General features: G+C 59.9%; 12 protein-coding genes. 3 read left to right on the top strand and 9 right to left on the bottom strand.

All coding sequences use genetic code 11. The features are described from left to right. Positions 1 to 121: 121 nt before the first annotated feature. On the top strand, positions 122 to 829 hold the full coding sequence (gene lexA / locus Q0072_RS03270) for a transcriptional repressor LexA (RefSeq protein ID WP_298325659.1): 708 nt from the start codon (positions 122 to 124) through the stop codon (positions 827 to 829). Between the two features lie 54 nt (positions 830 to 883). Further along, complete coding sequence (locus Q0072_RS03265; protein WP_298325656.1) at positions 884 to 1,420, top strand: hypothetical protein; 537 nt, start codon at positions 884 to 886, stop codon at positions 1,418 to 1,420. A gap of 4 nt (positions 1,421 to 1,424) precedes the next feature. Here Q0072_RS03265 and Q0072_RS03260 read toward each other — a convergent pair whose 3' ends face one another. Beyond that, positions 1,425 to 3,500 (bottom strand): ComEC/Rec2 family competence protein, encoded by a 2,076-nt coding sequence (locus tag Q0072_RS03260; RefSeq protein WP_298325654.1) that lies wholly within the window; start codon positions 3,498 to 3,500, stop codon positions 1,425 to 1,427. Positions 3,501 to 4,020: 520 nt separating this feature from the next. Between Q0072_RS03260 and gltA the strand changes: the two genes are divergently transcribed. Beyond that, positions 4,021 to 5,310, top strand: coding sequence for a citrate synthase (gltA, locus tag Q0072_RS03255; protein WP_298325652.1), 1,290 nt, complete (start codon positions 4,021 to 4,023; stop codon positions 5,308 to 5,310). An 88-nt stretch (positions 5,311 to 5,398) separates the two neighbouring features. Here gltA and Q0072_RS03250 read toward each other — a convergent pair whose 3' ends face one another. The 8 genes from Q0072_RS03250 to bamA form a co-directional block, all read right to left on the bottom strand. Next, on the bottom strand, positions 5,399 to 6,589 hold the full coding sequence (locus tag Q0072_RS03250; protein WP_298325650.1) for a serine hydrolase: 1,191 nt from the start codon (positions 6,587 to 6,589) through the stop codon (positions 5,399 to 5,401). Between the two features lie 269 nt (positions 6,590 to 6,858). Further along, on the bottom strand, positions 6,859 to 8,040 hold the full coding sequence (gene lpxB / locus Q0072_RS03245; protein WP_298325647.1) for a lipid-A-disaccharide synthase: 1,182 nt from the start codon (positions 8,038 to 8,040) through the stop codon (positions 6,859 to 6,861). Beyond that, positions 8,009 to 8,854, bottom strand: a complete 846-nt coding sequence (lpxI, locus tag Q0072_RS03240; RefSeq protein WP_298325644.1) for a UDP-2,3-diacylglucosamine diphosphatase LpxI — start codon at positions 8,852 to 8,854, stop codon at positions 8,009 to 8,011. The genes lpxB and lpxI overlap by 32 nt, the downstream gene beginning before the upstream one ends. Continuing rightward, positions 8,854 to 9,639, bottom strand: coding sequence for an acyl-ACP--UDP-N-acetylglucosamine O-acyltransferase (gene lpxA / locus Q0072_RS03235; protein ID WP_298325642.1), 786 nt, complete (start codon positions 9,637 to 9,639; stop codon positions 8,854 to 8,856). Before lpxA ends, lpxI begins: the two co-directional genes overlap by 1 nt. Beyond that, positions 9,636 to 10,055 (bottom strand): 3-hydroxyacyl-ACP dehydratase FabZ, encoded by a 420-nt coding sequence (fabZ, locus tag Q0072_RS03230; protein WP_298325668.1) that lies wholly within the window; start codon positions 10,053 to 10,055, stop codon positions 9,636 to 9,638. Before fabZ ends, lpxA begins: the two co-directional genes overlap by 4 nt. Positions 10,056 to 10,140: 85 nt before the next feature. After that, positions 10,141 to 11,154, bottom strand: a complete 1,014-nt coding sequence (gene lpxD, locus Q0072_RS03225; protein ID WP_298325641.1) for a UDP-3-O-(3-hydroxymyristoyl)glucosamine N-acyltransferase — start codon at positions 11,152 to 11,154, stop codon at positions 10,141 to 10,143. A 161-nt stretch (positions 11,155 to 11,315) separates the two neighbouring features. Next, the gene (locus tag Q0072_RS03220; protein WP_298325639.1) at positions 11,316 to 11,975 is read right to left on the bottom strand and encodes an OmpH family outer membrane protein; all 660 of its coding nucleotides are present in this window, start codon (positions 11,973 to 11,975) and stop codon (positions 11,316 to 11,318) included. A gap of 40 nt (positions 11,976 to 12,015) precedes the next feature. Further along, the gene (bamA, locus tag Q0072_RS03215; protein ID WP_298325637.1) at positions 12,016 to 14,418 is read right to left on the bottom strand and encodes an outer membrane protein assembly factor BamA; all 2,403 of its coding nucleotides are present in this window, start codon (positions 14,416 to 14,418) and stop codon (positions 12,016 to 12,018) included. Positions 14,419 to 14,461: the final 43 nt, after the last annotated feature.

Here is a 14,461-nt window from a genome sequence, read left to right as displayed (position 1 = left end):
CGCCCGCTTGACAAGACTCAAGAACGCATACAGAACACTTTGCACAAGTTCATGACTTGTTCACCATTCATGCGCTAAATATTGCCATGTCCGGGGACAAACTTTTGCAGCGGGTGGACCTATGCTGACGACCAAACAACGCGAACTTCTGATGTTCATTCATGAACGCATCAAGGAAACGGGGGTGTCTCCGTCCTTTGATGAGATGAAGGAGGCGCTGGATCTGGCGTCGAAGTCGGGAATTCATCGGCTGATCACGGCCCTTGAGGAACGCGGCTTTATCCGTCGCCTTGCGCACCGTGCACGTGCTCTTGAGGTCATCAAGCTACCGGATCAGGCCACGACCGCCGCTCCGCCGCGCGGGCGTCAGGCCTTTGTACCTCAGGTAGTAGAAGGCACCCGACCCGCCGCCCCGGCCCCGGCGTCCAAACCCGTCAATGACGAAGGCCGCGAACTGCCGCTGCTGGGCAAGATTGCCGCCGGTGTGCCAATCGAGGCATTGGGGGCAGAACGCGACCGTATCCGCGTGCCGGAAATCTTCGTGGGGTCGGGTGAGCACTATCTGCTGGAAATCGAAGGAGATTCGATGATCAATGCCGGTATTCTCGACGGTGATTATGTGATTATCAAGAAGTCGGACTCGGCACAGTCTGGCGAAATCGTCGTGGCTCTGGTCGATGGCGACACGGCCACCCTGAAGCGCCTGCGCAAGAAGGGCGCGTCTATTGCCCTTGAGGCGGCCAATCCGGCCTATAAGACCCGCATCTACAATGCCGACGAAGTGGCCGTTCAAGGCAAGCTGGTCGGCCTGATGCGCCGGTATCACTAAAACGCGTCTTGTTTAGCGACGGCTGCACCCCATATCGCTCTCGTGGAGGATGATATGGGGTTTTCCGTTCTTTATGCGATACTCATGGCCTATGGCGTTGCCATTTTATTTCCGGAAACCTGGATTGGTCGCTACCTCAAAGGTCTTCTGATCGACCGTCTGGCCATGTGGCTTAACACGCTGACATGGTCGAAAGTGGTGTTCGCAGTGGCGTTTGTCGCCACGGTTGTCTCCTTCGCTCCGGCGTTTCCGGCTGAGGTCGTGTTCCTGGTCGCCGCAGATACCGCCCTCTATGCCGAAATTGCGGCCATTCTCATGCTGAGTCAGGTTCTCAGCCACATCCGAGCGTTTCCGCACCGGGTCAGACTCTGGGTAAGCTACAAGATCGCGCGGCCTCTGCGTCTGGCTATTAAAGGTGCCCGTCAGCACAGGTCCAGACCGTCACGCGAAGCGGGATCGGGGCAGACAGATGCGGAAGACCGAACGGCGGGCCTAGAGCCTTCGTCGGCTCAGTTGAGCCGCCGAATGGCTCTAATTATTTCTAACGCCTCATGTTTTTTTCCGAAAAGTGGTGTCCACTTTTCGGCATGAGGCTCTAATGTACCCATGACCTCTGACCTCTCAAAGGTTTGGCGGCTTTAATGCGCCAGTGTTTCGAACCTGATCGCGTCAGTTCCATAGCCCCCAAGCGCTCGAAGTCTGAGGCGATAATGCGGTTGACCCCGGCGCAGTTGGCTGGCCATTCGGTTACCTGAGATCGCAGGACGACCAGATCGGCGGATTGGCACAGGGCCTCTAGCCGTTCTGCTTTGGGGGCCTTGCGACCAAAGGCGAAACCGACGCGGTAAGGCGCGTTGGCCTTGGGCAGACAAACATAGCTTTTGCACACATAGTCTTGCGGGACCCTCACAGGGGCGTCGCTCAGCGCGTAGTGTTTCAGCCAGAGTTGATAGCCATACTGGCGCACAGTGGGACGCAGACTATAGGCCGTGTTTTTGACGCGGATCGCCGCATTGCTGCCTTCGGCCTCCAGCCAGATATCCGGTGCTGTCTCGCGCGGCCAGTAGATGACGGCCAGAGCCGCCAGTAGCCCGATCCAACGCGCCCGACCGCGAATCAGACACATCCACAAGACTCCAGTTGTAGACAGGACCAGAGCCAGATTGGCCGGGGCCGCCACCGTCAACACCGCACCGGGCAAATCTGCCACAAAGCCTGCGATGGCTGCGATTACAGACAGGCCCTGCTGCGCCACCCACAGAACGGCTGTCCCCAAAGGGGTGGCACTCAGCACGGTGCCAAGAGCCAGAGCCGGCATAACGATAAAGCCGGTTATGGGGGCTTCGAGCAGATTGCTGAGCAGGCCATACATCTGAGCGCGGCTGAAATAGAAGACGCCGAACGGGGTGGTGGCCAACCCGGCCACCGTTGAAGCCAGCACCGAGACCTTCAGTCCGTGCCACAAGCCCTGCCAGCCGCGCACCCACCACGGCACGTCGAGTTCGCGCACAGGATTGCGCGACACTTCGGCCAAGGCCAGAAGCGCCGCCGTGGCGCAAAACGACATCTGAAAGCCCGGTTCCAGTACGGCTTCGGGCATTAGCAACAATACGATGATGGCCGCAATGGCCAGGGCACGTAAACTCAATGCGCGGCGATCAAACAAAATGGCACCAAAGGCGACCCACGCAACAACGGCGGCGCGGATGGCCGGAGCCGGTGCGCCCGACAACGCCAGATAAAGCGCCACCGCTATTATCCCTAATACCGCAGCCCATTTCTTGATCGGATATCTCAGCGCGATCGGTGGACTCAGGGCCAGCAGACCCCGGCAGGCGAAGAAGGCAAATCCACCCACAATCGCCATGTGCAGACCAGAAATAGACAGTATGTGCGCCAATCCCGAATCGCGCATGTCTTCAACAAGGTCAGGGGCCAGAAAGGCCTGATGCCCTGTCACCATGGCGGCGGCAAATCCGCCCATGCGGCTATCCTGAACCTGTGTCATCAGACGCTTCGTCACCTCCCAGCGCAGGTGATTGAGCGCTACGATCCGTTGCAGTCGCGCGGGTAAGGGGGGCGTCTCCAAGGTTCGAATGCGGCCAGGCGCAAACCCCACGGCTCCGACCGCATCGAACCAGGCCGTGCGTGCATAGTCGTAGCCGCCCGGAATACTCGGCCCCGGCGGTGGATGGAGGATGGCGAACACAGAGATGGCCTGACCGGGGGCCAGATCCGGCGGCAGGGTGCGCAGGCTGAGACGCACGCGGATAGGCGTCTGTTCCGGCGCTACGGCTGACAGTTTCAACGGCGCCAGCAACAGTTTGGGTTCCGAACTGTCGGTCCCGACTATATCAATAACCACCGCATCGAGATGGAATTGCGTTTGCTGGGACACCAGCACGGGGGCCTGCACGCGCTCGGTGCGCAGTTTGCACAAACCCACACCCAGCGTGAACATCACGACGAACAGAAGGCCGTGGCGAACGACAGACGGCCATTGCCGCCAGCAGGACAGGGCATAGATCCCCCCCGCAACGCCGATTCCCGGTAAAATCCACAGCCAGAGCGGCTCAAAACGCAGGCTCAAATAGACAGCGCATCCCGCGCCCAGAGCCACAGGCAACCAAAGCACCAGACGACCGGTCTGCTGGGCAAGCGAGTGTTGCAAACTCTGCGCCCAATCGACAGACCTGACGTGCGAAAGCCAGACGCGAAGCCGCTGCAATCCCCCACCCCTCGTCTTTGCTGAACACATCCCTGACTTACAAAACACGCCCTTGCGCGGGAGGCAAGAGAGGTGCGGAAATCGCCTCTGCTTATGAAAATAATTTTCACCAGCGATAAAATGATGCGCATGGAAGAGACACTACGACTAAAATCGCGTGGTGTCAGGGTTCACAAAAAATTGTTAAGTCAGACAAGTTGAAACCCTATGCCCCCTGAACTTATGAATACGAAATACGTTTAAAATCATATATATACTGAAATTTTTAATCTGCCTCCACGCCCCCGACACCCCCGTGAAAAGGCTGACGAAAGCGTCAATCCATGCCACCCGACGCCTTGTCGCCTCACTGTCGCGCCGGGACTGATGAAAGAGGCTCTTTTCATTTAGGTTTGCACTTTATATAGCAGGTGCAACGAAAATGCCGTTTGCATTGCACACAAAGATAAGAGGTAAGCACGTCATGACCCAGACACCTCCCGCCAAAGTCACCGTAGGCGACAAGGTCATAGATCTGCCGATCCTGAAGGGCTCGCTCGGCCCAGACGTGATCGACATTCGTAAGCTCTATGCGCAGTCCGATGCCTTCACCTACGATCCGGGCTTTACCTCCACGGCGTCGTGCGAATCGAAGATCACCTATATCGACGGTGATCAGGGCGTGCTGCTGCACCGCGGCTACCCGATTGATCAGCTGGCCTCGCAGTCGAACTTCCTCGAAACCTGCTACCTGCTGCTGCACGGCGAACTGCCGTCGGCCGCTGAGTATGAAAAGTTCGAAAGCACCATCACGCGCCACACCATGCTGCACGCGCAGTTCGACCGGTTCTTCGATGGTTTCCGCCGCGACGCGCACCCGATGGCGATTATGACCGGTGCGGTTGGTGCCCTGTCGGCCTTCTATCATGACAGCCTCGACATCCATGACGCGCAGCAGCGCGAAATCTCGGCGCACCGCCTGATCGCCAAGATGCCGACCATCGCCGCGCGCGCCTTCAAATATAGCGTCGGTCAGCCCTTCGTGCACCCGAAGAACAATCTGTCCTACGCCGAAAACTTCCTGCGCATGTGCTTCGCCGTTCCGGCCGAAGACTATGTGGTTGATCCGGCTCTGGTCCGCGCCATGGACCGCATCTTCATCCTGCACGCCGACCACGAACAGAACGCCTCGACCTCGACGGTTCGTCTCGCCGGTTCGTCGGGTGCCAACCCGTTCGCCTGTATCGCCGCCGGCATCGCCTGCCTGTGGGGTCCCTCGCACGGTGGGGCCAACGAGGAAGCACTGAACATGCTGCGCGAAATCGGCACGCCGGAAAAGATTCCGGAATTCATCGCCGGCGTGAAGGACCGTCGTTACAAGCTGATGGGCTTCGGTCACCGCGTGTACAAGAACTACGATCCGCGCGCCAAGGTCATGCAGACCTCGGCCTACGAAGTTCTGGCCGCCACGGGCCGCGAAAACGACCCGCTGTTCCAGGTCGCCAAGGAACTGGAAGCCGTCGCCCTGAAGGACGAATTCTTCATCGAGCGCAAACTGTTCCCGAACGTCGATTTCTATTCCGGCATCACCCTGTCGGCCATGGGCTTCCCGACCACCATGTTCACCGTGCTGTTCGCTCTGGCGCGCACCGTGGGCTGGATCGCTCAGTGGAAGGAAATGATCGAAGATCCGGGTCAGAAGATCGGCCGTCCGCGTCAGCTCTATACCGGCGCAACGCAACGCGACTTCGTGCCGCTGTCGCAACGCGGCTAAATCCCTTGCTTAAAGTAGAAAAGCCCGCCGGAAATGGCGGGCTTTTTTGTGTTTTATCAGAGTTCTGAGCGGATAACAGGAACCTGAGTCAGACCTGGGTGGCGGCCTCGATCCCCAGACGCGAAGCCTCCAGCCGCAGGGCCTTTTGAGCGGCGCTAAATTGCGCTGACCCGCCGCCATCGCAATTATAGAGGATGGCCAGCGTCAGCTGCTCGTCGATAAAGCTGCGCAGATGGCCGGTGAAGCCGTTGATCCGCCCGCCGTGTGTGCAGTAGCGGCGGCTATCTTCGGTGACACCCAGCCCGACACCAAACCCATAGTTCAGGGGCTCATTGCCCTGTCGCTCCCAAGCCGGCTTGCCATTTTTCAGCAGGGCCGGTGTCATCATGGCTTCAACACTGTAAGGCTTGATGATCTGATGATTGAGCAACGCCGCGTGCCAGCGACAGAGGTCTTCGGTCGTCGAACGGATGGCCCCGGCCCCACGCAGGAAGGTCGGCGATACGGGCAGGTTGGGCAAAAAGCCACCACGCGTCGGCGTATAGCCACGCGTCACGGCATTGGTGACCTCACAGCTCTGGTCGATGGTCGTATTGGCCATGCCCGCGCGCTCGAACAGATGCTTGCGGCAAAAATCGGCAAAGCTCTGACCCGATAAACGCTCAACGATCGACGACAGCAGCGTAAAGCCGGAATTGGAATAGGCCCAGCCCATGCCCGGTGCAAAGCGATAGAGCGGCTTGCCCGCACGGATCAGCTTGAGAATGTCATCGCTGCTGTAATCGCGGGTACGGGCTGCGTCCAGAATGCTGTGGTCCTGACGGTTGATATAGTCGCCTATGCCGGAGGTGTGGCTCATCAGCTGGTGCAGGCTGACCTCAGCGGCGCGCGGGAAATCCGGCAGGAATTTCGATAGCGGATCATGGACATTCAACTGCCCCTGTTCGGCCAGCAGGAGAATGGCCACAGCGGTGAATTGTTTGGTGATCGAGGCGATGCGCAGGCTCGTCTGGGGTGTGATCGAGACCGCACTGTCGATATCCGACTGCCCAAAACCTTTGGAATAGAGCATGACGCCCTTATGCATCACGCTGAGGCTCAGTCCCGGTGTCAGGCGGGTGTCGATCAGGCTTTGCGCCAGCGCGTCCAGCGTTGGCCAGTCTTTCAGCGCAGGTGCGTCACCCATACCGGCGGGCGTGCCTTGCATAGACGGTTGGGGGCGCAAAACGCTACCGCCCAGAGCCGCCAGACTCAAGGCCACCGCCGCACGGCGCGTCATACCCCCCAAAGGATACGAAAATCGGGTCATGGTAAAGGATGTGCTACCGACATCTTAAGCCTGGGTTAACGCCCGAACGGATCACGGGAATATCAAAGCTGGACGTAATAACCGCAGAATTGGGCGAGAATCGGTACGGGGCAAGGGGTATCTCGAGCGCAATCCGATAAAGTGGATACCACTTTTTGGAAAAATTGCGCGACAAAACAGAAGTTTAGAGCGGGATGATGCTTCCATCTAAAATCATCCTGCTCTAGGCACCCCTCTCCTCACATCTCTGTCAGGTTCAGGTGCTGCAAGACGGCTTCGGCGGCGCGAATGGCCGGGGCCGGCTGACCGCGGCCCATCAGGTCGAGGGCGGCGTACTGGGCCTCAGTCTGGGCGGTGCAGAAGGCCGGATCGTCCAGACGCTGACCAAGCGCGGCAACCAGATTGGCCGTTGTACAGTCGTGCTGGATAAATTCAGGGGCCACCCCCTTGCCCGCCATGATGTTGAACAGGGTAACGTGGGCAAGCGGCGACATGTGTTTGAATAGGAAATAGGTCAGGGGCTCGACCTTATAGGCCACGATCATCGGGCATCCGGCCAAAGCCAGTTCGGTCGTCACCGTCCCCGAACAGGCCAGGGCCACGGTCGCGGCGCGCATGGCCGAGAGCTTATCCGTTTCGCTGTCAATCAGGTGCAGCGGGGCCTGCACGCCCGCCAGCCCGTCGCGCACCTGATCGCGCACCGTGTCGGCCACCGGCACGACAAAGATCAGTTCGGGACGCTGGCGCGACAAGGTTTCGATCGTCTCACGGAAAACCGGCATCAGGCGCTTGATTTCGGAGGGGCGGCTGCCTGGCAGGACCAGCAGGAGGGGGGCCTCGCCTATGCCCAGTCGGGAGCGCAGACCGTCGGGATCGGCGGTGCTAAAATCGACATTCAGGGCCGGATTGCCCACCACGACGGTCTTCAACCCCTCCTTTTCGAAATAGGGCGCGTCCATCGGGTGCAGGGCCAGCAAGAGATCGACGCTGTGCGCCAGCGTTTTGGCGCGCCCCGGGCGGGTGGCCCACACCTGCGGCCCGACATATTTGATCAGCGGCACATCGGGTAGGACGGCGCGGATGCCGTGCGCCACGCGCAGCGTAAAACCCCACGAGTCGATCAGCACCACCGCATCGGGCTTTTCCTTGAGCGCCTGCGCCACCGTATCGGCGACACGCAGCTTCACGCGCTTATAGGCTTTCAGCCCTTCGATCAGGCCCAGAATGGAAAGCTCGGAGATATCGAACGGGCTCTTGACGCCCAGTTCGGCCATACGCTGCCCGCCGACACCACAAAAGGTGAGCGGGACGGGCGATTGCCTTTGCAATTCACGCATCAGCCCGGCCCCAAGCATGTCACCGGAGGCTTCGGCGGCGACCAGCATCAGCTTAGTCGGTTTGGGCGGGGGCGGCGTGTCCATAGATGAAAAGTCCCAGTTCGGCGGCGCGGGCATAGACGCGCGCCTTGTCTACGACGAGCAGCGCCCCCGCCTGCCCGACAATTCCACAAAGACCCGCCGCCGCTGCCGCCTCGACCGTTTGCACGCCGATGGTCGGCATGTCGAGCCGCAAATCCTGTATCGGTTTGGGCACCTTGGCCAGCACCCCCTTGCGCCGGCCCTGCGTGCCGATCAGTACCGGCGACAGGGTCGCCACGCGCTTCAGGAGTGCGTCCGTGCCTTCCTGAGCCTCTACCGCCAGCGTGATCCGCCCGGCGACGACCGCCGCCTGACCAATATCCAGCGCCCCAAGCGCATGCCCGACGCGGAAGGCCTCTTCCACATCCTCACGCGCTTCCGGAGACGGCGCCTCCCCGGCCTGAAGCCCCTCTTCGAGGCACAGTTCCGGATTGGCCTCGTGCGCCCCTTCTATGGCATAGCCCTGGCTTTCAAACACTCTGGCAACTTGCCGCAGGAGCGAGTCGTCGCCACCGCGCCCGGCGGCCTGAATGCCCGGCAGGTGCGCCGCCCCGCCTTCGTCGCGTTGCATGGCATCGAAGTCCGGACGTTTGACGTAGCCGACCATGCACACGGCACGGCAGCCTTCCTGCGCCAGAGCCACAAAGATTTTCTGGAAATGGCCGACATCAATATCGTGACCGGGGTGGTCCGTCAGTTCTGCGTCCGCCAGCCCTTCCAGCCGGATGACGCAATAGGGTCGCCCGCTGCGTTTGAGGTAACGAGCGATTTCGACCGGCACCAGCCCGCCGCCGGCAATGAGGCCGAGCTTTTCCATCACTCGACCGGCAGGCAGATGGGACGGTTAGAGTCTTCGCGAATGAACTGAACGATTTCAACCACCTGCGGGATGTCGCTGAAGTTTTCCAGCACGTCATCCAGACGCTCTTGGAACGTGCCTTCCGGCGCGAACATCATGCGATAGGCGGTGCGCAGCGACAGGATGAGATCGCGCGAGAAGCCGCGACGCTTCAGCCCCACCAGATTGAGGCCTTCCAGACGCGCGTGATTGCCCCACACCGAACCGTAGGGGATGACGTCCTTGGTCACCATGGCCGCACCCCCGACGAAGCTGTAGCGGCCGATGCGCGCGAACTGGTGCACGCCGCACAGGCCGCCCAGAAACACGAAATCGCCGACCTTCACGTGCCCGCCCAGAGAGGCATTGTTGGCCAGCACCACATTATTACCGACGACGCAGTCGTGGGCCACGTGGCTGCCGACCATGAACAGGCAGTCATTACCGACGGTCGTTACGCCCCCGCCCTTGACCGTGCCGGTATGCATGGTGACGTGTTCGCGGATCTGATTGCGTTCCCCGACGACAAGGCGGGTATCTTCGCCCTTGTGCGCCAGATGCTGGGGTGAGCCGCCCAGAACCGCAAAGGGATGTACGAAACAGTCGGCGCCGATTTCCGTATGGCCTTCGATGACGACACTGGCTTGCAGGGTCACGCGATCGCCCAGCACGGCCTGCGGGCCTACGATGCACCACGGGCCGACGCTGACGCCTTCGCCCAGTTGCGCCCCTTCATGGATAATAGCCGTCGGGTGGATGCTCATTGCGGGGTCTCGACCACCATGGCCGCGAATTCACATTCGCAAACGATTTTCTTGTTTACAAAAGCTTCGCCTCGGAACTTGAACACATCCCCGCGGTGACGCGTTACTTCGACGTGCATCCGCAACTGATCGCCGGGACGCACAGGGCTGCGGAACTTCACGCCATCGACGCCCATGAAGAAGATGGTCTTGCCTTCGACGGAGACGTCCAGCGACTTCGACATCAGCACGGCCCCGGTTTGCCCCAGCGCCTCGATGATTAGGACGCCCGGCATGACCGGATTTTCAGGAAAATGGCCGTTGAAGAAAGGCTCATTGAACGTGACGTTCTTGATGCCCACCATGCTCTTGTTCTTGATCCAGTTTTCACCGCGATCAATCAGCAGAAACGGGTAGCGATGCGGAATCCGCTTCATCACTTCCTGATAGCTGATGTCGATACCGGTTTCGGGTGCCGCGCCTTCCGGCACCTCGCCGCCTTGATCCGTGGTCATTCTGCTCTTAGCCCTTATCCTTGGTGGCGGCCTTGCTCAGCCAGGCCGTCTCGCGCAGAAACTGCCGCGACGGCTTGGCCGGGAAGCCCGACCACATCTGTCCCGCAGGGACGTCTTTAAACACAACCGCACCCGCAGCCACCTTGGCTCCGGCCCCGATATCAATATGGTCGATCACGCCCGCCCGCCCCCCGAACATGGCTCCATCCCCCACCTGAACGGAACCGGAAAGCCCGGAATGGGCCGCGACGATGACGTTACGTCCAAGTTTAACGTTATGGGCGATCTGAACCATATTGTCGATCTTTGAAGCCTCACCGATGACCGTGTCGTCATAGGCCCCGCGATCAACGCAGGTTCCCGCACCGATGGAGACATGATCCTGAAGGATGACACGCCCCAGTTGGGGCACGTCAATCAGGCCTTCGTGATCGCCCGAAACACCAAAACCAGCCTCGCCGATTCGCACACCCGACGCCAGATGCACGCCATCACCGATCAGGGCGCAATAGATCGTCGCGTGCGCCCCGATGTAACAATTACGTCCAATCTGACACCCCGGACCAATCACCGTGTAGGCTTCGATGTGCGACCCGCGCCCGATCTCAGCCCCCTGACCGACAATGACTCCTACTCCCAATGTCACGCCCTCTTCGATGCGGGCGGTGGGGTGAATAGCCTGAGGCCCTTCGTGGCGACGGGGTGTGTACAGCTTTGCCGCCAGTCGTGACCACGAGGCCTGCGGTGAGCGGGTGACAAGCGCCAGGGTTTGCTCAGGCACATGGTCGATATCCGCTTCGTGGACGAAGGCAAAACCGGCGCGCGTGCGGCGCAGGTTTTCGAGATAGCGACGGTCACTGAAATAGGCGGCATCGCCCTGCCCCGCCACCGACAGGGGGGCGCAGCCGTTTACACGACGTGCCGTCAGGTCTGCACCCGACGACACGGTGGCAAAGGCCAGACCGAGAACGTCATCAAGGTCGATTTCGGAGGCAACATCAAAGAATCTTTGATCGGGCATGCCCTGCGAATCCTCCTCACCAGGCGACAGGAAAACGACTAAAAGTCGCATATAGCTCAAAAAAACAGAGCCTTGTCCAGCTATGCGTGCGCACATTTCGCCGGACAAGGCTCACTCAATGTTTACAAAGTTTTCAGGGCCATCCAGACCGGCCCCAAAACTTAACCGCCTTGCTGGGCGTCCTGCTCGGCCTTGGCCTTCAGCAGCTTTTGACGGTCAGCTTCCGGCAGAACGACGCGCTTGATGTCAACCGCTGCCTTCGAATCGTCGAGCTTCTTGATCACGTCACCGGTGATGTCCATAGCCGGATTGGCGAACAGAACCGCCTTGCGGTCAACCAGCATGCCGCAGTTCTTACCTTCGTAGGTCGCCGACAGCGCCGGGGCGACCAGTTGCGCCACCTTCACATTGGCGTCCTGCTCGGTCCGGCCCAGTTCCTGATTGACGATGAACGCCTTGTCCTGGAAGGCCTTGACCTTACCCATGAAGGCCTGAGCCAGAGGATCGAACTTGTCCTTAGTCAGGGTCTTTTGCTGAGCAGCGAGGCCAGCGCGTTCTTTTTCGAGCGCCTGAGCATCGGGCTCAAGCTCGGCCTCGGCCTGCTGGTTGATCTGTTGCAGGCGCTGAGCGGCGGCCTTGGAAACGGCGGCATTGGCCATCACGGCTTCGTTCGAATAGACGCAGACGCCGGCGATAACCGGGCCCGGCTTGGTTTGGGGCTGAGCCGGGGCCGCGGCGGGCGCCGGGGTCTGGGCAACAGCGACCGAGGTCAGAGCAGTGGCCGACAGAGCGGCGACGGTGAGAAGGATTTGCTTTTTCATAGCGTGGAAACTCGTTCGGTGGATCTTGTGGGAGGATAAATTAAAACTGTGTAGATTGTGAGAAACGGAAGGTCTCGGTCTTATCGTAGTCTTCGCGCGACAGGATCTGGCTGATATCGAACTGGATCGGCCCCATGGGCGACTTCCAGCGGATGGTCACCCCCGCCGAAGCGCGCAGCGACATGTCATCCTTGATATAGTCCAGACGTTTACCGGCCGTACAGTTACCGAGCGTCGCCTGAGCGGCGCTGCAATATTTCAGACGGTCATCGATGCCACCGAGCGTACCGAAATCGACAAACAGAGCGGTTTTGAGGCCGTACTGCTCGGGCAGACCGTTGGGAATACCCAGTTCGACCGTACCGATGGCGTAGGTTTCACCGCCCAGTGCGTAGGTCGAGTTGGTGTCGCGCGGACCGATACCGGCATTTTCAAAGCCGCGGAAAGTGGTGCCCCCCTTGAAGAAACGGTCATTGATGCGAACGGCGTCGCCGCCCACGGGCGTGATGTTACCGGCGATGCCTTGCAGGTGCAGAACCATATCCTTGCGGAAGCCATGATACCAATGGCCTTCAAGCTCGGAGCGAACATAGCGCGTATCACCGCCCAATCCGGCGAAATCCTGACGCAGGATGGCCTGCCAGCCGCGTGTCGCCATGACGTAATCGTTGCGCCGGTCGAACGACAGGGTGTAACCGACACTTGAGGTCACGCCGTTGCCGCAGCTATATTGCAGGGCGTCACATTCCGAGGAACCCGAATAGGTCAGTTCGTCGCTGCGCAGGTTATAGCGCAGACGTAGAATGGAATAGCCGTTCAGGCTGTAGCCCAGACGCAGGCCCGCGCCGTTGGTCTTCGATGAATAGCTGACGCCCGAATAGTTGTACGAGCTGGAGAACAGGTCGATACCCGCCGAGACGTCGCGGCCCATAAAGCGCGGTTCGGTGAAGGACAGATCGACATTCTTCTGGATCGAACCCAGCGACACACGCGCCCGCACGTTCTGACCGCGGCCGCGGAAGTTGCGTTCGGTGATACCGACGTCGAGGATGAACTTTTCATAGGAGGAGAAGCCCGCCCCGAAGCTCAGTTCGCCGGTCGGTTGCTCGGTGACCTGTACCTGAATATTGGTACGGTCAGGCGCTGAACCCGGTGTTTCCTTGATTTCGACGTCCTTGAAGAAGCCCAGCGCATTGACGAACATCTTGGAGCGTTCGATCAGGGCCTTGTTATAGGCGTCGCCTTCCGACACCAGCATTTCACGGCGCACAACGCGATCGAGCGTGCGGGCATTGCCGACGATGTCGATCTTGTCGATATAGACGCGCGCGCCTTCGCGCACGTTGAAGGTCACATCGACCGTCTTGGTTTCCGGATTACCTTCGTCGCGCGGACGCACGTCCACGAAGGCGAAGCCCGCCTGCCCGGCCGCATAGGTCAGGGCATCGACTGATTTTTCGATCAGGTCGCTTTCATAGAGCTGGCCCGGCTGGATCGGCAACATGCGTTGCAGGTTTTCGCCGTTCAGCTTCTCGTTCTCGGTCTTCACCACGACGCGGCCGAAATTGTACTTTTCGCCTTCGTCCAGCGTGTAGGTGATGACAAAGTCCTTACGGTCCGGCGTCAGTTCAGCCACGGCCGACACAACGCGGAAGTCGTAATAGCCGCGGTTGGTGTAGAACTTCTTCAACTGTTCGCGGTCGTAATCCATACGATCCGGATCATAGTTGTCGTTCGACGAGAAGAATTTCCACCACAGGGACTTCTTGGTGACGACGACGCCCGCCAGTTCGTTATCCGAGAAGGCCTTGTTGCCCACGAAGTTGACGTTCTCGACGCCGGTTTTCACGCCTTCGTCGATTTCAAAGATCAGATCGACGCGCTTTTGCGGCAACTCGACGATCTTCGGCGTCACCGTAGCCGAGATGCGGCCTGAGCGGCGATACAGTTCGATAATGCGCTGCACGTCGGCCTGCACCTTGGCCTTGGTGAAGACGCCGCGCGGGCGGATCGTCACTTCATCGCGCAGCTTGTCCTTGGAGAGGGCGCTGTTACCCTCAAACACCACCTGATTGATGATCGGCGCTTCGACGACGCTGATGACCATTTCGTTGCCGTTCATGACGATCTGCACGTCGGAGAACAGTTCCGTGCGGTAAAGCGTCTTCACCGACTGGTCGATCAGAAGGTCATTGACCGTCTGCCCCACCTGAACGGGCAGGTAGGAGATGATGGTGGCGGCATCGATACGTTCGTTGCCTTCCACCTTGATTCGCCCGATCACAGCGACCTGTGGGGCGGGGGCCGCGGGCGCCGCCTGAGCGGCAGGGCTTGCCGGGGCTTCCTGCGCCAGAGCGGGAGCGGAGGCCGCCAGAAGCGCCAGCAGGCTGACGCTGACGGTCCAAGCATGTGTCTTGGAAGTGGTGGAGGCAGGACTATTCATGGAAAGGTTTCGTTCCGCTTATATGTATGGCCGTCACGAACGG

Source organism: Asticcacaulis sp., from assembly GCF_027484505.1.
In the GTDB taxonomy this organism is placed as follows: Bacteria; Pseudomonadota; Alphaproteobacteria; order Caulobacterales; family Caulobacteraceae; genus Asticcacaulis.
The sequence above is the reverse complement of the archived record's forward strand: the minus strand, read 5'-3'. Positions and strand labels throughout refer to the sequence as shown.

Bases quoted from the DNA above. Each gene is read 5' to 3' on its own strand.
- Q0072_RS03250 (WP_298325650.1), bottom strand. From the start codon at position 6,589: ATGACGCGCCGTGCGGCGGTGGCCTTGAGTCTGGCGGCTCTGGGCGGT.
- lpxD (WP_298325641.1), bottom strand. From the start codon at position 11,154: ATGCCCGATCAAAGATTCTTTGATGTTGCCTCCGAAATCGACCTTGAT.
- Q0072_RS03220 (WP_298325639.1), bottom strand. From the start codon at position 11,975: ATGAAAAAGCAAATCCTTCTCACCGTCGCCGCTCTGTCGGCCACTGCT.
- Q0072_RS03265 (WP_298325656.1), top strand. From the start codon at position 884: ATGGGGTTTTCCGTTCTTTATGCGATACTCATGGCCTATGGCGTTGCC.
- gltA (WP_298325652.1), top strand. From the start codon at position 4,021: ATGACCCAGACACCTCCCGCCAAAGTCACCGTAGGCGACAAGGTCATA.
- lexA (WP_298325659.1), top strand. From the start codon at position 122: ATGCTGACGACCAAACAACGCGAACTTCTGATGTTCATTCATGAACGC.
- lpxA (WP_298325642.1), bottom strand. From the start codon at position 9,639: ATGAGCATCCACCCGACGGCTATTATCCATGAAGGGGCGCAACTGGGC.
- fabZ (WP_298325668.1), bottom strand. From the start codon at position 10,055: ATGAAGCGGATTCCGCATCGCTACCCGTTTCTGCTGATTGATCGCGGT.
- lpxB (WP_298325647.1), bottom strand. From the start codon at position 8,040: ATGGACACGCCGCCCCCGCCCAAACCGACTAAGCTGATGCTGGTCGCC.
- bamA (WP_298325637.1), bottom strand. From the start codon at position 14,418: ATGAATAGTCCTGCCTCCACCACTTCCAAGACACATGCTTGGACCGTC.
- lpxI (WP_298325644.1), bottom strand. From the start codon at position 8,854: ATGGAAAAGCTCGGCCTCATTGCCGGCGGCGGGCTGGTGCCGGTCGAA.